The sequence below is a fragment of the Pandoraea thiooxydans genome, from assembly GCF_001931675.1.
Lineage (GTDB): Bacteria > Pseudomonadota > Gammaproteobacteria > Burkholderiales > Burkholderiaceae > Pandoraea > Pandoraea thiooxydans.
In genome coordinates this window covers 3,702,039-3,723,340 of record NZ_CP014839.1, presented here as the reverse complement: position 1 = coordinate 3,723,340, position 21,302 = coordinate 3,702,039, and the positions used below count along the sequence as shown (strand labels likewise).

The 21,302-nt window shown below is 65.6% G+C and carries 23 protein-coding genes; 17 read left to right on the top strand and 6 right to left on the bottom strand.

All coding sequences use genetic code 11. The annotated features are described in order from the left end of the window. Window positions 1-121 precede the first annotated feature (121 nt). The 9 genes from PATSB16_RS17125 to PATSB16_RS17085 all read left to right on the top strand — a co-directional run bounded on the left by PATSB16_RS17125 (window position 122) and on the right by PATSB16_RS17085 (window position 8,799). Complete coding sequence (locus PATSB16_RS17125) at window positions 122-1,312, top strand: CaiB/BaiF CoA transferase family protein (protein ID WP_047215261.1); 1,191 nt, start codon at window positions 122-124, stop codon at window positions 1,310-1,312. Between the two features lie 18 nt (window positions 1,313-1,330). Further along, window positions 1,331-2,272 (top strand): hydroxymethylglutaryl-CoA lyase, encoded by a 942-nt coding sequence (locus tag PATSB16_RS17120; RefSeq protein WP_047215260.1) that lies wholly within the window; start codon window positions 1,331-1,333, stop codon window positions 2,270-2,272. A gap of 32 nt (window positions 2,273-2,304) precedes the next feature. After that, window positions 2,305-2,685, top strand: coding sequence for a VOC family protein (locus PATSB16_RS17115; protein ID WP_047215259.1), 381 nt, complete (start codon window positions 2,305-2,307; stop codon window positions 2,683-2,685). 187 nt (window positions 2,686-2,872) lie between these two features. Next, on the top strand, window positions 2,873-3,592 hold the full coding sequence (locus PATSB16_RS17110; protein WP_047215258.1) for a pirin family protein: 720 nt from the start codon (window positions 2,873-2,875) through the stop codon (window positions 3,590-3,592). A gap of 160 nt (window positions 3,593-3,752) precedes the next feature. After that, window positions 3,753-4,814, top strand: coding sequence for a phytoene/squalene synthase family protein (locus tag PATSB16_RS17105; RefSeq protein WP_047216691.1), 1,062 nt, complete (start codon window positions 3,753-3,755; stop codon window positions 4,812-4,814). 107 nt (window positions 4,815-4,921) lie between these two features. Further along, window positions 4,922-6,085: a cytochrome P450 gene (locus PATSB16_RS17100; RefSeq protein ID WP_047215257.1), complete on the top strand. Its 1,164-nt coding sequence runs from the start codon at window positions 4,922-4,924 to the stop codon at window positions 6,083-6,085. Between the two features lie 39 nt (window positions 6,086-6,124). Then, on the top strand, window positions 6,125-6,469 hold the full coding sequence (locus PATSB16_RS17095; protein ID WP_047215256.1) for an antibiotic biosynthesis monooxygenase family protein: 345 nt from the start codon (window positions 6,125-6,127) through the stop codon (window positions 6,467-6,469). Between the two features lie 91 nt (window positions 6,470-6,560). Next, the gene (locus PATSB16_RS17090; protein ID WP_047215255.1) at window positions 6,561-8,177 is read left to right on the top strand and encodes a 3'-5' exonuclease family protein; all 1,617 of its coding nucleotides are present in this window, start codon (window positions 6,561-6,563) and stop codon (window positions 8,175-8,177) included. A 34-nt stretch (window positions 8,178-8,211) separates the two neighbouring features. After that, the gene (locus PATSB16_RS17085) at window positions 8,212-8,799 is read left to right on the top strand and encodes an IMPACT family protein (protein ID WP_047215254.1); all 588 of its coding nucleotides are present in this window, start codon (window positions 8,212-8,214) and stop codon (window positions 8,797-8,799) included. Here the strand turns inward: PATSB16_RS17085 and PATSB16_RS17080 are convergent. The 6 genes from PATSB16_RS17080 to PATSB16_RS17055 all read right to left on the bottom strand — a co-directional run bounded on the left by PATSB16_RS17080 (window position 8,796) and on the right by PATSB16_RS17055 (window position 14,510). Next, a complete protein-coding gene (locus tag PATSB16_RS17080) occupies window positions 8,796-10,277 on the bottom strand; it encodes an efflux transporter outer membrane subunit (protein ID WP_047215253.1) in 1,482 nt (493 codons plus the stop codon). The genes PATSB16_RS17085 and PATSB16_RS17080 overlap by 4 nt on opposite strands. A 13-nt stretch (window positions 10,278-10,290) precedes the next feature. Beyond that, entirely contained in the window at window positions 10,291-11,421 is a 1,131-nt protein-coding gene (locus PATSB16_RS17075; protein ID WP_047215252.1) for an ABC transporter permease, read from the bottom strand. Continuing rightward, window positions 11,418-12,374, bottom strand: a complete 957-nt coding sequence (locus tag PATSB16_RS17070) for an ABC transporter ATP-binding protein (protein ID WP_047215251.1) — start codon at window positions 12,372-12,374, stop codon at window positions 11,418-11,420. Before PATSB16_RS17070 ends, PATSB16_RS17075 begins: the two co-directional genes overlap by 4 nt. Further along, a complete protein-coding gene (locus PATSB16_RS17065; protein ID WP_083566826.1) occupies window positions 12,371-13,354 on the bottom strand; it encodes an HlyD family secretion protein in 984 nt (327 codons plus the stop codon). The genes PATSB16_RS17070 and PATSB16_RS17065 overlap by 4 nt, the downstream gene beginning before the upstream one ends. After that, window positions 13,351-14,037 (bottom strand): TetR/AcrR family transcriptional regulator, encoded by a 687-nt coding sequence (locus PATSB16_RS17060; protein ID WP_047215250.1) that lies wholly within the window; start codon window positions 14,035-14,037, stop codon window positions 13,351-13,353. Before PATSB16_RS17060 ends, PATSB16_RS17065 begins: the two co-directional genes overlap by 4 nt. Window positions 14,038-14,111: 74 nt before the next feature. Then, window positions 14,112-14,510, bottom strand: a complete 399-nt coding sequence (locus PATSB16_RS17055) for a hypothetical protein (protein WP_156884792.1) — start codon at window positions 14,508-14,510, stop codon at window positions 14,112-14,114. A gap of 740 nt (window positions 14,511-15,250) precedes the next feature. Here PATSB16_RS17055 and PATSB16_RS17050 point away from each other — a divergent pair. The 8 genes from PATSB16_RS17050 (at window position 15,251) to PATSB16_RS17015 (ending at window position 21,214) form a co-directional block, all read left to right on the top strand. Next, complete coding sequence (locus PATSB16_RS17050; RefSeq protein ID WP_156884790.1) at window positions 15,251-15,760, top strand: hypothetical protein; 510 nt, start codon at window positions 15,251-15,253, stop codon at window positions 15,758-15,760. Window positions 15,761-15,910: 150 nt separating this feature from the next. Further along, window positions 15,911-16,180, top strand: a complete 270-nt coding sequence (locus PATSB16_RS17045; RefSeq protein ID WP_047215247.1) for a hypothetical protein — start codon at window positions 15,911-15,913, stop codon at window positions 16,178-16,180. 330 nt (window positions 16,181-16,510) lie between these two features. Continuing rightward, on the top strand, window positions 16,511-17,554 hold the full coding sequence (locus PATSB16_RS17040) for a porin (RefSeq protein WP_047215246.1): 1,044 nt from the start codon (window positions 16,511-16,513) through the stop codon (window positions 17,552-17,554). Between the two features lie 217 nt (window positions 17,555-17,771). After that, complete coding sequence (locus tag PATSB16_RS17035; protein WP_237170250.1) at window positions 17,772-18,395, top strand: TetR/AcrR family transcriptional regulator; 624 nt, start codon at window positions 17,772-17,774, stop codon at window positions 18,393-18,395. A gap of 68 nt (window positions 18,396-18,463) precedes the next feature. Continuing rightward, window positions 18,464-18,919, top strand: coding sequence for a MaoC/PaaZ C-terminal domain-containing protein (locus PATSB16_RS17030; RefSeq protein ID WP_047215244.1), 456 nt, complete (start codon window positions 18,464-18,466; stop codon window positions 18,917-18,919). Between the two features lie 20 nt (window positions 18,920-18,939). Beyond that, window positions 18,940-19,689 (top strand): enoyl-CoA hydratase/isomerase family protein, encoded by a 750-nt coding sequence (locus tag PATSB16_RS17025; RefSeq protein WP_047215242.1) that lies wholly within the window; start codon window positions 18,940-18,942, stop codon window positions 19,687-19,689. A 2-nt stretch (window positions 19,690-19,691) separates the two neighbouring features. After that, on the top strand, window positions 19,692-20,063 hold the full coding sequence (locus PATSB16_RS17020) for a Zn-ribbon domain-containing OB-fold protein (protein WP_047215241.1): 372 nt from the start codon (window positions 19,692-19,694) through the stop codon (window positions 20,061-20,063). Next, window positions 20,060-21,214, top strand: a complete 1,155-nt coding sequence (locus tag PATSB16_RS17015; protein ID WP_047215240.1) for an acetyl-CoA acetyltransferase — start codon at window positions 20,060-20,062, stop codon at window positions 21,212-21,214. Before PATSB16_RS17020 ends, PATSB16_RS17015 begins: the two co-directional genes overlap by 4 nt. Window positions 21,215-21,302 lie beyond the last annotated feature (88 nt).

The following is a 21,302-nucleotide window of genomic DNA, read 5'->3' as shown; positions in this document are numbered from 1 at the left end:
CGGCGTGGCGTGTGCGACCCTTTCCGGTTGGGAAAGGGTGGGCGAAAAAACCGATATTTTCAAACCGCCGTGGACGGTTCATGATGGCTGCGATATTCGATAGCCATCCATGGAGACCGTCATGTCCACTCCTCTCAAAGGTGTTCGCGTGCTGGAGCTGGGCCAGCTGATCGCCGGCCCCTTTGCCAGCAAGATGCTCGCCGAGTTCGGCGCCGAAGTGATCAAGATCGAGCCGCCCGAGGGGGGCGATCCGCTGCGCAAATGGCGCCTGATGCACGACGGCACCTCGGTCTGGTGGGCCGCGCAGTCGCGCAACAAGAAATCCGTGACGCTCGATTTGCGCCAGCCCGAAGCGCAGCAACTGGTGCGCCAAATGATCGGCGAGTTCGATGTGCTGATCGAAAACTTCCGGCCCGGCACGCTGGAGGGCTGGGGGCTGGGCTGGGAAGCGCTGCACGAGATCAACCCGCGACTGATCATGCTGCGCGTGTCGGGCTACGGGCAGACCGGACCGTACCGCGACCGCCCGGGTTTCGGCGTGGTCGGCGAGGCGATGGGCGGCTTGCGTCATTTGAGCGGCGAGCCGGGCCGCACGCCGGTACGCGTGGGGGTGTCGATCGGCGACTCGCTCTCGGCGCTGCACGGCGTGATCGGCGTGTTGCTGGCGCTGCGCCATCGCGACCAGAACGACGGGCAAGGGCAGATGGTCGACGTGGCGCTGTACGAGTCGGTCTTCAACATGATGGAGAGCCTGCTGCCCGAATACTCGGTGTTCGGCGCGGTGCGCCAGCCGGCCGGCAGCAGCCTGCCGGGCATTGCGCCGAGTAATGCGTACCGCTGCAAGGACGGCAAATACGCGCTGATCGCCGGCAATGGCGACAGCATTTACGCCCGACTGATGGCCCAGATCGGCCGTCGCGATCTGGCCGACGACCCGGCACTGGCCCGTAACGACGGCCGCGTCAAGCAAGTCGAGCGCATCGACGCCGCGATCGGCGAGTGGGCGGCCGAACACTCGCTCGACGAGGTGCTGCAGGCGCTCACCGAAGCCCGCGTGCCGGCCGGCAAGATCTACGACGTGGCCGATATCGCGGCCGATCCGCATTACCAGGCGCGCGAGATGATTCTCGAGAGCCAGTTGCCCGACGGCACGCCGGTCAAGCTGCCGGGCGTGCTGCCCAAGCTGAGCGCGAGTCCCGGCCAGGTGAGCGCGCCGGCCCCGACGCTGGGCCAGCACACCGACGAAGTGCTCTCCGCCATGGGCGTCGCGCCCGAGACGCTGGCCGACTGGCGCGCGCGCGGCATTATTTGAATTCTTGCGAGGACTGTCATGACTTCCCCCCAGCCACGTCTTTACCTGCAGGAGGTCGCGCCCCGCGACGGCTTCCAGAGCGAAGCGGCATTCATTCCCACTGAAGACAAGGTCGCGCTGATCGATGCGTTGAGCGACTGCGGTTTTGCCAAGATCGAGGTGACCTCGTTCACCTCGCCGCGCGCGATCCCGGCGCTGCGCGACGCCGAAGCGGTGATGCAGCAGATCAGGCGCGTGCCCGGCGTGGTCTATACGGTGCTGGTGCCCAATGTGCGCGGCGCCGAGCGCGCGCTGTCGTGCGCGGTCGACGAAGTGAATCTGGTGATGTCGGTCAGCGAGACGCATAACCAGTCGAATCTGCGCATGACCCGCGAGCAATCGTTGGCACAACTGAGCGAGGTGATAAAAACGGTGCAGGCGAGCCCGGTGGCGATCAACGTGTCGCTCTCGACGGTGTTCGGCTGTCCGATGGAGGGCGACATCGACGAGGACGAGGTGCTGCGCCTGGCCGATCGCTTCTGCGCGCTCGGGGTGGAGCGCATGACGCTGTGCGACACCACCGGCATGGCCTATCCGACGCAGGTGCGGCAGTTGTGCGAGCGCGTGCGGCAGGCCTTTCCCGCGCTCGAACTGACGCTGCATTTCCACAACACGCGCGGCATGGCGTTGCCCAACGCGCTGGCCGCGATCGAGGCCGGCATCGACCGTTTCGATGCCAGCCTCGGCGGGCTGGGGGGCTGCCCCTATGCGCCCGGCGCAACCGGCAACGCCTGTACCGAAGACCTGGTGCACATGCTCGACCTGATGGGCTTTGACACCGGCATCGACCTGCCTGCGCTGCTGCAGGCCGCGCGCCGCCTGCCTGCGCTGGTGGGCCACGAGGTGCCCGGCCAGGTGCTCAAGGCGGGCCGCCGGCTGGACCTGCATGCCCGTCCGGGCGCCCAGGCGTGCGCCGGCTGAAGAGGCTCGTTCGACAATCCGATGAGGCCATCATGATCGATCATTTGGACCACCTGGTGCTGACCTGCGTCGATCCGGCGGCGACCACGCACTTCTACACGGAAGTGCTTGGCATGCAGCTCGAAACCTTCGGGCAGGGGCGTCTTGCCTTTCGCTTCGGCAACCAGAAAATCAACCTGCACGTGCGCGGCAGCGAGTTCGAGCCAAAGGCGCATGTGCCGGTGCCCGGCGCGCTCGATCTGTGCTTTATCGCGTCGATCCCGCTCGAACAGGTGATCGAGCGGCTGCGCGACAAGGGCTGGCCGATCGTCGAGGGGCCGGTCGCGCGCACCGGCGCGACGCACCCGATTCGTTCGGTCTACGTGCGCGACCCCGACCTGAACCTGATCGAGATTGCCGAGCTGCAGGCATGACTCGCAGGTCAGGCGGGGCGCGTTTCATCGCGGTAGCCGTTCTGACCGTGGGGCTTCGCGGGATTGTTCCGTTTTTGTAACGGTAAAAGCTATTTTTGCGGATTGTGTTTCCGGTTTGAAACGATAAACTTGGCTCCACGGATGCGATGCTCACTACGGCGTCGCAGAACAACCTAAGGAGAGAACCATGTTGGAAATTCGCAAAGCCAGTGAGCGCGGTGTAGCCGAGCACGGCTGGTTGAGTTCGCGCCACACTTTTTCCTTCGCGCATTATCACGACCCGAAGCAAATGGGGTTCTCCGATCTGCTGGTGATCAACGACGACCGCATCGCGCCGGGCAAGGGCTTCGGCACCCACCCGCACCGTGACATGGAAATCTTCACCTATGTGCTCGAGGGCGAGCTGGAGCACAAGGACACGATGGGCACTGGGTCGGTGATTCGTCCGGGCGACGTGCAGGCGATGAGCGCCGGGCGCGGTGTCGCGCACAGCGAGTTCAACCATTCGCACAGCGCGCTGGTGCATCTGCTGCAGATCTGGATCGTGCCCGATCGGGCTGGCGTGACGCCCCGCTACCAGCAAACGAATTTTCCGGTGGAGCAGAAGCGCGGCAAGCTGCGCCTGATCATGTCGCCGGACGGCGCCGACGGCTCGCTTGGCCTGTACCAGGATGCGCGCGTTTATGCGGGGCTGTTCGATGGCAGCGAACAAGCGACCCTGAGCCTGCCGGAAAACCGCTACGCCTATGTGCATGTGGCGCGCGGCAACGTGACGCTCAACGGCGTGGCGCTGTCGGCCGGTGACGGCGTGCGCGTGCGCGACGAGCGCGCCCTGACGTTTGCCGATGGCGATCAGGCCGAAGTGCTGGTGTTCGACCTGCGCGCGCGCGAGCTGCCCGACTTCTGAGCCCTGCCCATGCCTGGTTCGCGGCACCGGCCGATGTATCGGCCGAACCAGGCATGCCCCGCGTCGCTGCGGGAACGCTCGGGCCAATAGGGCAACACGCGGCTGGCCGGCTACAATGCGGCAGCCGCCAGATGCGTTCCAGACCGATCCGATACCGTCGATGCCCACGCCCAACCGCGCTTTTCTTCTCGGCCCGCTGCTCAAGCGGGTTTCCCGCTCCTTTTATCTGACTTTGCGCGTGCTGCCCGCCGGCATGCGTGACCCGGTCGGCCTGGCTTATCTGCTGGCGCGCGCGGCCGACACCATCGCCGATACCACGCTGATCGCGCCCGAGCAGCGCCTGCAGCTGTTGTTGGCGCTGCGCGCCCAGGTCGACGGCGCGGACGACGGCGGGGCCTTCGCGCGCCGTCTTGCGGCGGATGTGGCACCGCGCCAGGTATCGGACGAAAAGGTCTTGCTGGAGTCGCTCGGCTGCGCATTGGCAGTCCTGGCGCAGTTGAGCGAAGCGGATCGCGCGGCAGTGCGCGATATCGTGTCGACCCTGAGCACCGGCATGGAATTCGACCTCCGAACCTTTCCCGACGAGCATTCGGGGCGCATCGCGGCTCTGCGCGATGACGAGGAGCTCGACCGCTATACCTACCTCGTGGCCGGATGCGTGGGCGAGTTCTGGACCCGGATGACCGATGCGCACGTGCCTGGCACCTTCGGCGGCGAGCAGGCGTCGATCATGTCGCGTGGCATCCGGTTCGGCAAGGCGCTGCAAATGACCAATATCCTGCGCGACTGCGGCAAGGATCTGCGCATCGGCCGCTGTTACCTTCCCGCCACGATGCTGGCGCACGAGGGTTTGACGCCGGCCGAACTGCTGTTGCCGGATGCCTCCCAGCGCGCGCGCCCGCTGCTGCGCGAGCTCGTCGAACGGACATTGGCGCATTTCCGCGCCGCCGTCGACTATATGCTGGCGATTCCGCCCACCTCGCTGCGCTTGCGGCTGGCCTGCGCCTGGCCGATCCTGATTGGCCTGGAAACACTGCGCCTGCTGGTGAACAACGATGCCTGGCTGGACCCGGCGCGCGTCTCCAAGCTGCCGCGCGGCAGGGTGTACCGCATCGTCGCGTATTCGAGCCTGGCGGCGCCGTCGAATCGGCTGCTGCGCGGCTGGGCCGAGCGGCTGATTGCCGAGATCGGCGCCTGCCTGGAAGCGCGCGCCATCGATTGACGGCGACGCTTCAATACGCAGTGAAACATGGTGCCGATGGCACCGCGGATACTGTCGGACAACAGGGCCCTTCTGCCGCCTCGCCACATTTCGCCGGAGTTTCCAGCATGTCGCCGTCCGACCCGATCGCCGCCGTCACCCACGACGACCCGTATCCCTACTATCGTGAGCTGCTCGCGCGCCCCCCGCTGTGGCACGATGCCTCGCTCGGCCTATGGGTGGCGGCCAGCGCCGCAGCGGTCGAGGCCGCGCTGCGGCATCCCGCGCTGCGTGTGAGGCCGCCGGCCGAGCCCGTGCCCAAGGCGTTGCAGGACACGGCGGCGGGGCAGATTTTCGGGCGTCTGGTGCGCATGAACGACGGCGCCGGTCATTGCCCGTTCAAGCAGGCACTGGCCTCGACGCTCGCGGCGATTGGGCCGGAGGCCGCGCGCACGGCTGGCCTGGCATCGGCCCAGGCGCTGCTGGGCAAGCATCGGCCGGCGGCGGATCTGGCCGGGCTCGACGCGTTCGTGCGCGAAATGCCCGCGCGCGCCGTCGCGCATCTGCTCGGCGTGCCGGACGACCATTTGGACGAGGTGGCCGCCTGGACCGATGACTTCGTCGGCTGCCTGTCGCCCCTGGCCGATACGGCGGCCGTGGTGCGCGGCACGCGCGCGGCCGAACATCTGCAGCGGCTTTTTCATGCGCTGCTGCGCACGAGGACGAGCGCTTACCTGGTTGCGCTGGCCGATGCGGCCCAGGCCATGGGGCGCTTGCCAACGGATATCGTCGTCGCCAATGGCATCGGCCTGCTCTCGCAGACCTATGAAGCCACGGCCGCCTTGATCGGCAACACGCTGCTTGCGTTGGGCCGGCAGCCGTCGTTGTCGCAATCGCCGCAGCACGATTGGCATGCGTTGCGCGAGGTGGTCGCGGAAGTGGTGCGATATGACGCGCCGGTGCAGAACACCCGCCGCTTCGCTGCCGAAGCGGCAACGGTGGCTGGCCAGACATTACCGGCCGGCGCCGCGTTGTTGGTCGTACTGGCCGCGGCCAATCGGGACCCGGCGGCGAATGCCTCGCCCGACGCGTTCTTGCCGCGGCGCGCCGCGCGCCGTGCGTGGACGTTCGGCGCCGGTGTGCACGCGTGCCCGGGCGAGATGCTGGCTGTGACCATCGCCGCCTCCGCGGTCGAACAGTTGCTGCACGCGGGGCTCGACCCGGCCGCGCTGAGCAGAACGTTCGCCTATCGCCGCTCGGGCAATATCCGCCTGCCGCAATTCCACCCGTAAGCGGCCGGCCAATCGATTTGCATGAACAGGAGACTTGCCATGATTGCCGTGATTTTCGAAGTGGTTCCGGCCCCCGGCCAACGCGATATTTATCTGCAGACGGCCGCGCGCCTGCGCCCGCAACTCGAGCGTATCGACGGCTTTATCTCGATCGAACGCTTCGAGAGCCTGAGCGAGCCCGGCAAGCTGTTGTCGCTGTCGTTCTGGCGCGACGAGGCGGCGGTGGCGGCCTGGCGTAACGTCGAGGCGCACCGGCAGGCGCAGGCGATGGGGCGCGGCGGTGTGTTCGCCGACTACCGCCTGCGTATCGCCGGCGTGGTGCGCGACTACGGCATGAGCGCGCGCGAGCAGGCGCCGGCCGACAGCCGCGCAGCCCACGGCTAGGGGGCTGCGGCGTGAATTTCGGTGCGCGCGCCACGCGAGGAAGGCGCTGGCAGTAAAATCGCTGGATTGCTGCCCCCTCTGATCCCGAGTTGTGAGCTCCGAAGAATTTTCCTCGCCTGAAGTCCTGGATGCGCAAGCGCTGGCCGAACGCCTGACGCGCCCGATCGTGTTCGTCGATCTGGAGACGACCGGCGGCAACGCAACGCACGACCGCATCACCGAGATCGGCGTGGTGGAGGTCAGCCGTGCCGGCGTCGAGCATTGGAGCGTGCTGGTCGATCCGCAGGAATCGATCCCGCCGTTCATCCAGCAACTCACCGGCATCACCAACGACATGGTAAGCGGCCAGCCGAGCTTCGAGTCGCTGGCCGAGGCGCTCGCCGAGCGGCTCGAGGGCAAGCTGTTCGTCGCGCATAACGCGCGCTTCGATTACGGATTCCTGAAAAACGAGTTCAAGCGCGCCGGCATTCAGTTCAAGGCCGACGTGCTGTGCACGGTGCGGCTCTCGCGCCATCTTTTCCCGTCGGTGCAGCGGCACGGGCTCGACGCCTTGATCGCCCGTTTCGGGCTCGAGCCGGCCGGGCGCCATCGCGCGCTGGCCGATGCCGATTTGCTGTGGCAATTCTGGCAGCGCATTCACGGCCTGTATTCGGTCGAGCTGATCGACGCGGCGGTCAAGTCGCTGATCAAGCGCGCCAGCACGCCGCCGCAATTGCCCGAAGGGTCGCTCGACGAGATTCCGGCCACGCCGGGGGTCTATCTCTTTTATGGCGAGAACGATCTGCTGCTCTACATCGGCAAGAGCGTGAATCTGAAGCAGCGCGTCGCCTCGCATTTCTCGGGCGATCACCGGGTCGCCAAGGATCTGCGCCTGTCGCAGGAAATCCGCCGCATCGAGTACCGCCCGACCGCGGGCGAGATCGGTGCGCTGCTGCTCGAGTCGCAGCTCATCAAGCAGTTTGCGCCGCCGCACAACCGCCGCTTGCGCCGCCAGGCGGGGCTGTGCGCGTGGCGCCTGGCACCCGACAGCGACACGCCGGAACTGGTGTATGCGCATCAGGTCGATTTTGGCCAGGCCGCGGCGCTGTTCGGGCCGTTCGTCTCGAAGGCGCGCGCCGAAGCCGGGCTGCGCGAGCTGGCCGACGCGCATCAGCTGTGCCACGGCCTGCTCGGTCTTGAGAAAGCCGATGGGCGGCGCGCCTGCTTTGCGTATCAGATCAAGCGCTGCAAGGGCGCTTGCGTCGGCGAGGAAGCGCGCGAGGCGCACACCGAGCGCTTGCGCGCCGCGCTCGCGCCGCATGCCATGCGGGCCTGGCCCTATGCGGGGCCGATCGCCGTGGTCGAGCAGGCGCCGCGCACGCGCGACGAGCGCCAATGGCATGTGATCGACAATTGGAGCTACCTCGGCTCGGCGCGCGACGAGGCCGGCGTTGCCGACGTGCTGGCCGCCGCGCCGCCGGTGGTCGCGTTCGACCGGGACGTGCACGATATCCTCGCCCGGCATCTGGGCGCCGGCAAGGCGCGGGTGGTGGAACTGGGGTACGGCCGCGAATTCCGCCTGGCGCCTCCGCCGGCGGCCGTGCCGCGAGCTCCCCGTGCGGCGCGCCAGCCTCGCACGCGCACGGCGGCCAGGCGCTTGGCGCCGTCGGGCGACGACGTGGCGCCTGCACCGCAATTGTCATTCGTCTTCGATACCGCCGATTGCTGATACCCTAGCGCGTCACTATTGCGCGAGCTACGCCGTGCCTGAATTAGCCGCACCCGTCCAAACCGAAATCGAAATCCGCAAAAGCCGTTTCATCGGCATGGTGCTGCCCGTGAGCACGCGTGACGAGGCGCGCCAGCGGCTGCAGGAGATCCGCGCGCAATGGCCCGGCGCGACGCATTACTGCTGGGTGCTGCTGTGCGAGGGCGCGTCGGGTTTCGACGACGACGGCGAGCCGTCGGGCACGGCCGCCAAGCCGATGTACAACGTGCTGATGCACAAGGGCCTGAACAACGTGCTGGGTGTGGTGGTGCGTTACTACGGCGGCATCAAGCTCGGCGCGGGCGGGCTGGTGCGCGCCTACGGGCAGGCGATCAGCGAAGCGCTCAAGCGCGCTACGCTGGTGCAGGCCGAACCGACTGTCGAGCGGACCTACCGCGTGGCTTTCGCGGCGGAGTCGGCGCTGCGCCGCCTGTGCGAGAAAAGCGGCGCGCAGGTGCTCGAGGTCGGCTATGGCGAGGCCGTGACGTTGCGCGTGCGGCTCAAGAGCGCCGAGCTCGAGGCCTTCGAGATGAGCGCGCGGCAGATGCTGGGCGGCGCGCTCGAGGTGGTGACCGACGCCTAGTCGGGCGCGCCCGGCGCCCACCAGCCGCCGCCCAGCGCCTGCAATAGCGCGGCCGAGTCGGCGTAACGCTGCGCGGTGGCCTGGATGCGCGCCAGCCGTGCCTGGGCCACGCGCTGCTGCGCGTCGAGCACGGCCAGGTAGCTGAGGCCGCCGGCGCGATATTGTCCCTGGGTGATACGGTAGGTGCGTTCGGCCTGCGCGGCGGCGTCGGCGCGCGCTTGCAGCGCCTGCGCGTCGGCTTGCAGTGCGCGCAGTGTGTCGGCCACGTTCTGCAGTCCGGCGAGTACGGTTTGGCGGTAAGCGGCGGCAGCCTGATCGTAGGCGGCCACGGCCTCACGCCGGCGGGCGCGCAACTCGCCGCCGTGGAACAGCGGCTGGGTGAGCGCGGCGCCCAGATTCCAGACGCCCGAGGCGGGGCCGAACACGTCGCGCAGGCCGGTGGCTTCAGTGCCCAGCGAGGCGCTCAGGCTGATATGCGGATAGAGACTGGCGGTGGCCACGCCGACATTGGCGCTGGCCTGATGCAACAACGCTTCGGCGGCCTGAATGTCGGGCCGCTGGCGTGCCAGCTCGGACGGCAGGGCCAGCGGCAGCCGGGTCGGCAGGTGCAGCTCGGCCAGCTCGATGGCTGGCAGGCGCGCCGCGCCGGGCGGCACGCCAAGGTAGACCGCCAGCAGATGCCGCGTTTGCGCGAGCTGCTGGCGCAGGCCGGGCAGGGTGGCTTCGGTTTGCGCCAATTGGCTGCGCTGGGCGATGACGTCGAGCTCGGGCACCGCGCCCAGGCGGTGGCGGCCCTCGGTGATGCGCAATTGGCTGCGCTGGGCGTCGACGATCGTCGTCGTGGCGCGCAACTGATCGCGCAGCGACGCCTCGCGCACCACCGCGGTGACCACATTGGCGGCAAGCGTCAGGCGTGCTGCTGCGAGCTCGAAGCGCTGATAGTCGAGCGCCGCGCGCAACGCCTCGAGCGCGCGCCGCTGCGCACCGAACAAGTCGAGCGTGTAGCTTACCCCGACCGAAGCGTTATAGAGGGTGAACGGCCCCGGATTCGGCGCCGCGCCAAGGCCCATCGCGCGCGTATTGATCTGCTGGCGCGCAGTCGACAGCGTGCCGTTGACGCTGGGGTAATCGAACGCGCTGGTTTGCGCGGCCAGCGCCTGCTGGGCCTGATGCAGGCGGGCCTGCGCCTGTGCCAGCGTCGGGCTGTCGCGCAGGGCTTGCTCGACGAGCTTGTTCAGGGCGGCACAGTGAAACAGCGTCCACCATTGCGCGGCGATTCTCTGATCGCTCACGAAATATTGCACCTGGCCGCCGGGTGCGTCGGCCGAGACGGTGCGCGCAGGCAGCGAGCCGGCCACGTAGCTGGCCACGCGCGGCGCCGTGGGAGCCTTGAAGTCGGGCCCGGCGGTGCAGCCGGCGAGTGCGCCAAGCATCACGAGCATTGGCAGGGTCGCACGGGAGAAGCGGGCAGCGCGCATGGTCGTTACTCGATCAGTCAAGTGTCTTGCGGTAGAACTTTACCGCCACGCTCATCACGATGACGGTGAAGACCATCAGCGGCCAGATGTTGGGCCACAGGTCGACCCAGCCGTTGCCCTTGAGCAGGATGCCGCGGATCAGCCGATTGAAATACGTCATTGGCAGGCCGCTGCCGATGACCCGTGCCCAGCCCGGCATGCCCTGGAACGGAAACATGAAGCCCGAGAGCAGGATGCTCGGCAGGAAATAGAAAAACGTCAGCTGCACCGCCTGCAACTGGTTTTGCGCCAGCGACGAGAGCGTGATGCCGACCGTCAGGTTGGCGGCGATGAACAGCAGCGTGGCCAGATACACCGAGCCGATGCTGCCGACGAACGGCACCCGAAACAGAAATTTGGCGGCCAGCAGGATGATGGTGGCCTGTACCAGGCCGATGAATACGTAGGGGACGATCTTGCCGGTGATGACCTCGATGGGCTCGACCGGTGTGGCGAGCAGATTTTCCATCGTGCCCCGCTCGCGCTCGCGGGTCATCGCCAGGCCGGTCATCATCACCATGGTCATGGTCAGAATCACGCTCATCAGGCCCGGAATGATGTTGTACTGGGTGATGCGCTCGGGGTTGTAGAGGTTGTGCACACGCACTTCGAAGGGCGGCGCGCGCGCGGCCAACGGGGCGAGGGGGCCGTGCAGATCCTTGTCGGAGAGCGACTGCGGCAACTGCACGAGTGCCGCGACGGCGTTGCCGATGGTCGACGGATCGGTGGCGTCGGCCTCGACCAGCAGCGCCGGGTGTTCGCCGCGCAGCAATTTGCGCGTGAAGTCGGCCGGAATGCTGACGACGAATTGCACCCGCCCCTGCGCCAGCGCCTCGCGTCCGGCCGCCTCGTTGGGCAGCTCGCCGACGAAGTCGAAGTAGTTCGAGGCGCTCATATCGGCCAGGAAGGTGCGCGTGAAGGGGCTGTGGTCGGCGGCGATGACGGCGGTGGCCAGGTGCTTGGGATCGGTGTTGATTGCATAGCCGAACAGCATCAGCTGGATCAACGGCATGCCGATGATCAGGCCGAAGGTGATCCGGTCGCGCCGCAGTTGCAAAAATTCCTTGAGCACGATGCCCCACCAGCGGCGCCAGGAAAAGCTCATGGCGTGCTCCCGAAGTTGTCGGCCGAGCGGTTCATCATGTGGATGAACACGTCTTCCAGGCCGGTGTCGATCGGTGTGGGGCGGTAGTCGGTGTGCGCGGCCAGGCGCTGCAGCGTGGCCTCGAGCGCGGCGCGGTCGCGCCCGGTGACGTGCAGCGCGCCGCCGAACACGACGGTCTGGTCGACCCCGGGCTGGCCCGCCAGCCGCTGGCTGAGCGCAGCCAGGTCGGGACCGGCCACCGAGAACGTGCTGAGTTGCTGGCCGGCGATGACGTCGGCCGCGGTGCCCTGCGCGAGCAGCTTGCCGTAGGCGATATATGCCAGCTTGTGGCAGCGCTCGGCTTCGTCCATGTAATGCGTGCTGACCAGCACCGAGATGCCGCGCGCAGCCAGCTGATACAGCTCTTCCCAAAAGTCGCGCCGGGCCTTGGGGTCGACCCCGGCGGTCGGTTCGTCGAGCAGCAGCAGTTCGGGCTCGTGCAGCATGCAGGCGGCCAATGCCAGGCGTTGCTTCCAGCCGCCCGAGAGCGATCCGGCCAGTTGATGGGCGCGTTGCGCGAGGCCGAGATTTTCCAGAGCGCGCTCGACCGCCTCGCGGCGCCGCGGCATGCCGTAGACCCGCGCGACGAAATCGAGATTCTCGCGAATCGAGAGATCGTCCCAGTAGGAGAAGCGTTGCGTCATGTAGCCGACGCGGCGCTTGAGCTGTTCGCGCTGGCGCAGGATATCGAAGCCCAGGCAGGTGCCGTGGCCGCTGTCGGGTGTGAGCAGCCCGCACATCATGCGGATCGAGGTGGTCTTGCCGCTGCCGTTGGGGCCGAGAAAACCGAAGATCTCGCCGTGCCGCACCTGCATGGTGAGGTCGCACACGACGTGCTTGTCGCCGAAATGCTTGTTCAAGCCATGCACGTCGATCGCATAGCCGTCGTCCGGGGCCGTGCGCGCGGGCATCATCGCAGCGTTACCTCGAGCGGCTGACCCGGGTGCAAGCGGGGCGCGTCGGTTTTGTCCGGGCGCGCTTCGACCATGAACACGAGCTTGGCGCGGGTCTCGTTACTGTAGATGACCGGCGGCGTGTATTCGGCCTCGGTCGAGATGTAGGTGAGTCTGGCGGGAATCGCGGCGCCGCAGCCGTCGCAATGCACGGCGATCGCGCGCCCGATGCGCAGTGCGCCGACCACCGATTCGGGCACGAAGAAGCGGATCTTGATGTTGCCGGGCGGCAGCAGCGAGACTACCGGGCTGCCGGCCGGCACCCACTCGCCGACGCGGTACAGCGTGTCGAACACCAGCCCGGCCTGCGTGGTGCCGACGGTCTTCTGATCGAGTTTCCAGGTGGCCTGCGCAAGCGCCGCGCGCGCGGCTGCCACCTGTGCGGTTTGCGCCCTGATCTGGTCGGCGCGCGCCGGCAGTCGGGCCACCGCCAACTGGCTGCTCAGCTCGCGCACTTTGGCGTCGTCGGCCAATTGCACGGCGCGGCTGGCCTCCAGCTGCGCTTGCGAGATGCCGCCGAGTTTGAACTGTCCGGCATCGCGCCGGTATTGCAGGTCGGCCTGCCGCGCGTTGGCCCGTGCCTGGGCAAGCTGCGCGCGCACCACTGCCAATTCGGCGGGCCGCTTGCCGAGCCGCAGGTCGGCAAGCTGCGCCTCGGACGCTTGCAGTTGCTGCTGCGCCTGCTGTTGCGCGGCAAGCTCGTCGGCTGCTTCGAGCGCGAACAGTGGCGTGTGGTTGCCGATGGTTTGCCCGCGCCGCACCCACAAATGGTCGAGCCGGCCGGCCAGCGGCGACGCGACGTAGACGAATTCGCCTTCGGCGTAGCCCTGGTAGGTGGGCGGCGTCGGCTTGCCGCACCCGGCCAGCCAGAGGGCTGGCAGCAGCGCCAGGGAGTGTGCCAGGGAACGTGCCAGGCGAGACAGATTGATCGGGTGGCTCATGAGCTGTCGCGCTCCGTGGGTGGGGTGCCAAGACCGCTGGTGAGCAGTGCGCTCACATGGCGCGCCAGGGCGTCGGTATCGAGGTGCCCCGGCTCGGGCAGGCGACGCCAGATCGACGCGGTCGCCAGCGGCAGCAGCGTGAGGGCGAGCACGGAGACGAACACCATGCGCGGCTCGAGCGCCGGATTGATTTCGCCGCGGGCCTGGGCCGCCGCGATGCGTGTGACGATGACCTGCCCGCGCGGCAACGCGAAACGCTGCAGCATGCGCTCGCGCAGCAGGCCGCCGTCGCTGACGATCTCGCGTATCCACAGCGGCGGAAACCAGGGTGCCTGTTCGGCCGTCTGCAGCATGCGCCGTGCCAGGCCGACGATCATCTCGACCGCGCCCTGGGCTTCGGCGCCGTTGTCCAGTGCCGGACCGGTGACGCGCTCGATCAGCGGGCCGATACGCTCGTCGACCACGGCATCGAGCAATTGATCGCGGGTTCTGAAGTAGTAATGCACCATTGCCGGGGTCAGCTCGACCGCGCGAGCGATCTGGGTCAGCGAGGTGGCCGCCGCGCCCTGCCTGGCGAACAGGGCGGTGGCAGCGTCCAGCAAGCGGTCGCGATGATCGTTGCCGGGCTGGTTGGCGGGTCGGCCCGGCCGGCGTGGCACGGGTATGGAGGCTGGGGGGCGCATGACTTCATATTAATTCACGATTTAATTAAATACAAAGCCGAAATCGCGCCGGCTCTCCAGCGCGCCGGCAGAACTCAGGAATAACCCAGCCGGTGGTCGCGGGCGCGCCGCTGCGCCAGCGCGAGCAGATTGACCACGGACACGGCGATCACCAGCATCAGCAGCAGCATCATGCGCATCGGCGAAAAGCCGTTGATCAGCGCGAGCACCATGGTGCCGAGCGCCAGCGCGATCAGCATCCGGTGCAGCCAGCGCACCAGTTTGGCGCGGCGCTCGTGGAAGGTGCTCAGCGTGGTCAGCGACAGATAGTAGGGCAGCGCCAGCATGATCAACAGCGTCACGCCGAGCAGCGCGCCGACAATGCTGGCCAGCAGGTCGTCGGCATGCACATGGCTGGTGCGCACGCCGAATACGGTTGCCGCGAGGATATACAGCACCATCAGGCCATCGAGTAGTTTGGCGAGTCCGATCATGATGCCCTCCTGTGTGTCGAAATTTTGACCGGTAAGGCGGCCGATGGGTTCGCTCGCCATCGGTCTGCCGCTCGGACAGCCGTCGTTTTCGATCTCGGTCGGGGTGGCCGCGCGCGGCGGCAACAGGCGGGGTTGCGATGGGTGGGGGTGGCAATAATTCTCTGGAGTCGAAAAGACCAGGCAGGTCGACTCTTGAGCAACCACACAATAGCGGTTTCGGTATCCACAGACACTCCATTGGTATGAAGTGAGTGCCCATCAGCTATAGTTCTTGTAAATCCAGTGTTTCAGATCGGCCAAATGCGTGGAATCGGCACTTGCCCTAATGGGAGGCCCAAAAAGAAAACCGGCGGTACTCCCGCCGGTTTTGCCCCACAGGGCGCGCCGCGCCCGGACTTGCGCCGGACCGGCAATGCCAAGCAGACTTGGCTTCACGAGGTGCCGCCTCCGGTTGTACTGCAACCGGTCGCAAAGCAGGCAGTACCCAGCAGCAGAACTGCATTTGAAGTATAGGCGGTTTTATGAGCGAGACATCATTCATTTGGATGAACCGGTTGCCGAATTTCATTAGAATTAGGCGCAAGGTGACGCAATACCCCGTCAGAAAACGGTTATTGCGCCTGGCCATGCAATGCGATCTGTCTGGCCTGCGTAACCGGGAGCCGCGAGCCGATCGGCGAGCGGCGGCAAACAATGAATATTCGCGCCGCGATCGAGCGGCAATTTTTTTGGATCGAGCGATGAAAACGGCAGCAAAGTGCATTCGGGGACTCGTGGTCGTGCTGTTATGCGGTGCGCAGATGGCGTGGGCCGCCGGTCAGTGCCAGGGTATTTACGATCTCGCGCGCAGCGCGCAGCGGGGTTTTTCCGATATCACCGGGCCACTGTTGTTTAAAGACGACAAGGGCGCCAGCTTCCAGGCGACCTACCAGATGCCGCGAGGCGACTGCCAGATATTCCGTGGCCCTGGCCTGGCGCCGACCTATGAATGCGTGTGGGACTTCAGCGAGCAGAGCGTGCCGGTGATGCGCCATTCGGCCCAGGTGTTTGCCGAGCAGGTGGCACGCTGTACCCGGACCGAGCTGGTGCGGCGCACCGACGTGTCGCACGCGGACCAGCTGCCGGCGGAGTGGCGGACCGTCACTCGCAAGTTCGGCGCACCCGTGAGTTTCGCGGTGAGCGCCATCGATTCAGTCACCGAACGCGGCGACCGGATCCGCCAGATCTCCATCGCCGTGGAGAAGAAGTAACTGTCGTAAAGCCATACCCGGCGGCAGTTACAAACGGTTGCAACCCCACCCGATTGTTAACAACTTTACAGTCGACAACGGCAGGGTGCGCACCTACATTAAAGGGGAGCCGATCCGCTTTGTTTGCGGTCGGATCGTGGACCCCTAATCATGAATGCCCATCGCCTGTCTCTCACAATCGTCTTGTTATGCGCCACTTCGCTGTCGCCGCTGGCGCACGCGCGGCCGGGGCAGCGAGGCCTGCTCGATGGCCCGGACCGGGCGTCGCTGCGTGAGGACATCGTGCGCTTCAATGCCGATCGCGGACAGCAGGCTTACCCGAACTGGGCCGCGCCGGCCGATAACCGGGCCCGCAGCTTCGGGCCGCCTTCGATGGCCGAAGGCTCCCTGATGGGGCGCGGGCGCGGGCGCCGCGATTGATCCCGCGCCGCTTGGTCCGCCGCGGTCTGCACGCAGCTTTTCCCTGGTAACCTTCCACAAAGCCGCGCCGATTCTTACCTGATCGGCGCGGCTTTGCCTATATCGCATCCGCTATACCTGCGATAACACTTCGCGGGATGGCCGTTCGCGATCGTCTCGCGCAACATTAACGAACTTCAGGCAAGACAAAAATCACAGCTCAGCTTTTGCCGGGCTGGGTGAAATGATGCGGTCATCGCGCTTGCCGGGAGTTGCCCGAAGTCACGCGTTGCCACCGCGACGTTGTCGTGGCACGGGCCAATATTCATTCAAAAAAATCAAGGAGACGGCATGAGCGGCAAATTTGTGAAATATCTCGCGGGCGCGCTGATTGCGGCGACGTCGGCCGGCAGCGCGCTGGCGCAATCGTCGGTGATGCTGTACGGCCAGGTCGACGCCTGGGCCGGCGCGATCAAGACCCCGGGCCAGTCGGGCACCGCCTGGACGCAGGGCGGCGGCGGCATGTCGACCTCGTACTGGGGGATGAAGGGCACCGAGGATCTCGGCAACGGCCTGAAGGCGATGTTCAAGATCGAAGGGTTCTTCCTGCCGCAAAACGGCCAGTACGGGCGCTTCACCGGCGATACCACCTTCTCGCGCAATGCCTATGTCGGGCTGCAGAGCGACACGCTGGGGACCCTGACGATGGGGCGTGAGACCACGCCGTATTTCGTTTCGACGATTCTCTTCAACCCGTTCATCGACTCGTACACCTTCGGGCCGATGATCTATCAGACGTTCATGGGCGCTTCAGGCCAGGGCATCGTCGGCGACTCCGGCTGGAGCAACGCGGTGGCCTACACGACGCCCGACTTCCGTGGCCTGACGGCGAATCTGGCATACGCATTCGGCAACAAGGCCGGCCAGGCGGGCCAGAACAAATGGGGCGGCAACCTGCTGTATTTCCATGGCCCGTTCTCCGCCACCCTGGCGTACCAGCAGGTCAAGTTCGACAATACGCCGGGCGACCTGAACAGCGAGATCCCGGGCTTCAGCAGCCAGCGCGCCGTGCAACTGGGCGCGGCGTACGACTTCAAATTCGTCAAGCTGTACGGCCAGTATCAGTACATCAAGGACACCATCACCGGCGGCAATATTTCGATGAACGGCGGCCAGTTGGGCGTCTCGGTGCCGCTGGGCACCGGCAGCGTGCTGGCCTCGTATGCCTATGCCAAGAGCACCGGCGCGAGCGATACCCGGCGCAACAGCTGGGCGCTCGGCTATGACTACCCGTTCTCCAAGCGCACCGACGTGTATGCGGCGTACTTCGGCGACCACATCAGCGGCTTGTCGAGCGGCCGCACCTATGGCGTGGGTATTCGCACCCACTTCTGATCGGCCGGCCCCAGCGGCTGCCCCGACTGCACCGCCCGCGCCATTTTGGCCGGGCGGTTTTTGCTTTTATGCCGGTGTGTTGTACGCGGTATAAGGCATTTCATATGAGCTCGGCCGCAGCGCTGTTGCCGCTTCCCATCCGCAGGGCGCGGCATGCACCACGCCCGCGCCTCAGGCACCCTCGCCGGAAGCTGGGAGAAATGAGCATTCGGCTAGAATGGCGGATTGGCATAACGCGGATAAGATAAGGGCCATGGCACGGACGCGGGCAGAAAACTTCGACGACATCAAGTTGGAAATCCTTACGGCGGCGGCACACCTGTTTGCGCAGAAGGGTTTCAGAAATACAAACATCATAGAAATCGGGGCCGCGTGCAACGCATCGAAGTCGCGCATGTATCACTACTTTCCGTCGAAAGAAGCGATGCTCGAGGCGATGTTGCTCGACCATGTGAATGGTTTGCTGATCATCGCTCGCGACATCACGGCGTCGAAACTTTCGCCGGAAGAGAAGATGAGGCAGTTTGTGCTTGCGCATTTGCACTACTATTTCGGGGCGCGTGATCGTCACAAAGTACTGCTTGCCGATGCAGAGTATTTGCCGGAAGCCACGCTCAACGAAGTGCGTCATGCAGAGCAGGGTTTGGTCAAGCAACTGGAAGCGCTTCTGAAGGAGCTGAACCCCAAAAAATTTGCGTCCAGGATAGACACGTCGACGCATGCCATGCTGATCTACGGCATGCTTAACTGGACTTACACCTGGTACGAACCCACGGGCAAACTCAACCTGAAGGATCTGGCGCAAAAGGCGGCCGACATGTGCCTTCACGGGGTTCTCTAAAATTTTTAAATTAATTGACCGTCCAGACGGGTTATATATATACTGGGCTCCCACAAGGAGATTCGGGTATGAACTTTCTGGCGAAGTATTTCGACGAGATCGAACTCGGTGAGCGTTTCGTAACGCGGGGCAGAACCGTCACCGAGACCGATATTGTTCAGTGGTGCGCGCTTACCGGAGATTGGTATGTTCTTCATACCAACGCACACTATGCAGAGCAAACCCGCTTCGGACAGCGCATCGCGCCGGGGCTGCTGATACATGCCATCGCGGCTGGCCTCGGCGTGCCGCCCGATGCCCCGGCGATCGTCGCCAACTACGGCACCGACGCGCTGCGGTTCGTTGCGCCGACGTTCATCGGAGACACCATAAGGCTCAAGGGCGAAGTTATCGGAAAAACGGACAAGCGCCAGGGCAAGGACGGCGTTCTGAAGCTCAACTGGAACGTCTACAACCAGAACGACACGTTGGTGCTGACCAGTGACCTGCAGATCCTGATGAGCTGCCGGGGGAGGTCCAATTGAAAAGTTCCGACACGATTCTCATGACGATCGCATCCGACGTTGCGCGAATCACCCTGAACAAGCCGGAGGTGAAGAATAGCCTTGGCGTCGACGAGATGGTCGAGGTCGGGCGCGCGATGCAGCGCGCCGTGGACGCCGGCGCGCGCTGCATCCTGATCATGGGTGCTGGAGATGCATTCTGCGCCGGGCGTGACCTCAGGGACGCCGATCCGGTGAAAGACGACACCTACGAAATTCTATCGAAATATATCAATCCGGCGCTCGGCGCGGTCAGAGCGTGCCGGGTTCCGACGGTGTCAGCGGTAGCGGGGCCGGCGTTGGGGTTTGGATTTGGTCTGGCGCTGTCATGCGATATCACTCTCGTCGCGGACAACGCGATGCTCGGCAGCCCATTCAGAAGGATTGGCCTGGTGACGGACTCTGGCGGTCACCATTATTTGCGGGAGCGCCTCGGAAGACATCGTGCCGCGGAGCTTATATTTACCGGACGCATGCTGAGCGGCCGCGAAGCGGCCTCCATGGGTCTCGTTAATCGTAGCGTTGGCGCGGCGGATCTCGAAAGAGCAGCACTGACGCTCGCCACGGCGATTTCGACCGGACCCACGGCGGCCTTTGGCGCCAGCAAGGAAATTCTCGACTGTCCCGGCTCGTATGAAGATATGGCGGAACTCGAGGCGCGCAAGCAGGACGAGGCGATGAAAGGGGCGGACGGCAAGGAGGGCATCGAGGCATTCAAGGCGCGCCGGTCCCCGGTCTTCATCGGACGCTGAGCATGATGCCCGTGCCGATCGAATCAGCGAGAAGCAAGTACCTGCAAGGGCTGGCGAGCGGGAAGCTGCTGTATCAGTTTGATCGCGTTGCCGGCGTACCGGTCTTCTTCCCCCGCGAGGTGGGTCCGAGCGGGCGGCCCGATGCGCTGGAGTGGCGATGCAGCGCCGGGTTTGGTGCCATCTATGCCATCACCGTCTTTCATCCGAAGGGCCGCGCGCCGTATCCCATCGTTATTGTGGAGTTGGACGAGGGTTTTCGGCTAATGTCGACGGTCATCGGCGATTGCGCCGGGCTCTCGATCGGCTCGCGCGTGCGCGCGGGCTTCGAGGCGACGGCCGACGAGTACCGCGTCGTTTTTGAGGTGGTGCGATGAATATGCCGCTGCGTGGCTCGACAGCAATTGTTGGCATCGGCATGAGCGGATTCCCTGCGTTGCCGCCGGGCAGCTCGCCGCTCGATGCGATGGCGCTGGCCATTGCCGACGCGTTGCATGACGCCGGCATCCGTCTGCATGAAATAGACGGCGTGTTCGCGGCCGGGCTGCAGTTGTTCATGCCCACGCTGAGCATTTGCGAGTACCTGGGCATTGAACCGCGATATTCCGACTCCACGCAGGTCGGCGGCGGGTCCTTCGTGGCTCATCTCAATCATGCGCAAGCGGCCATATCGGCCGGTCTTTGCGAGGTCGCGCTGATCGCTTACGGGAGCACTCAGCGGTCGTCGGGCGGCCAATTCAAGACCCATTCCGAGCCCAACCCCTATGAGACGCCATACGATTACCCGGGTCCGGTGGCCGCTTACGCGCTCATGGCGCAGCGGCACATGCACCAGTACGGGACCACTCGCGAGCACCTTGCGGCAGTCGCCGTATCCGCGCGCCGTTGGGCGCAGCTCAATCCCCTGGCCTTGGACAAGCGGCAGCTCAGCGTGGCCGACGTACTCGGCGCGCGATACGTGGCCACGCCATTCACGGTGCGCGATTGTTGCCTGGTCACCGATGGCGGCGGCGCTGTCATTCTAATGTCCGCGGCGCGTGCGGCACACTGCCGGCAACCACCGGTCTATGTGCTCGGCGTGGGCGAATCGGTGACTCACAGAAGCGTTGCCCAAATGGCGGACCTTACCTGCACGGGTGCCGTGCAATCCGGGGCGCGCGCATTCCACCAGGCGGGGATCACGCCCAAAGACGTGGATGTCGCGCAACTCTATGACGCGTTCACCATCATGCCGGTGCTGTTTGCCGAAGACCTGGGCTTTTGCGCGAAGGGGGATGGCGGACGATTCCTGGCGGACGGCCGCATCGATCCAGGCGGCACGTTCCCGATGAATACCAATGGAGGCGGGTTGTCGTTCGGACACCCGGGAATGTTCGGAATCTACACGATCATCGAGTCGGTGCAGCAACTGCGCGGCGATTGCGGCGCGCGTCAGGTCAAGGGGGCCGAGGTCGCGCTCGCGCATGCTCCGGGCGGGTACATGTCGAGCAATTCGACCGCCATTTTCGGCACCGAAGCAACGCTGTAGAACGATCCAGCCGGCGGATTCCCATGCGGCTTCGCAAGCGTGGGCGTGTCGGTGGGCGGCGTCGGGCAACCGCGACGGGCAAGGAGTG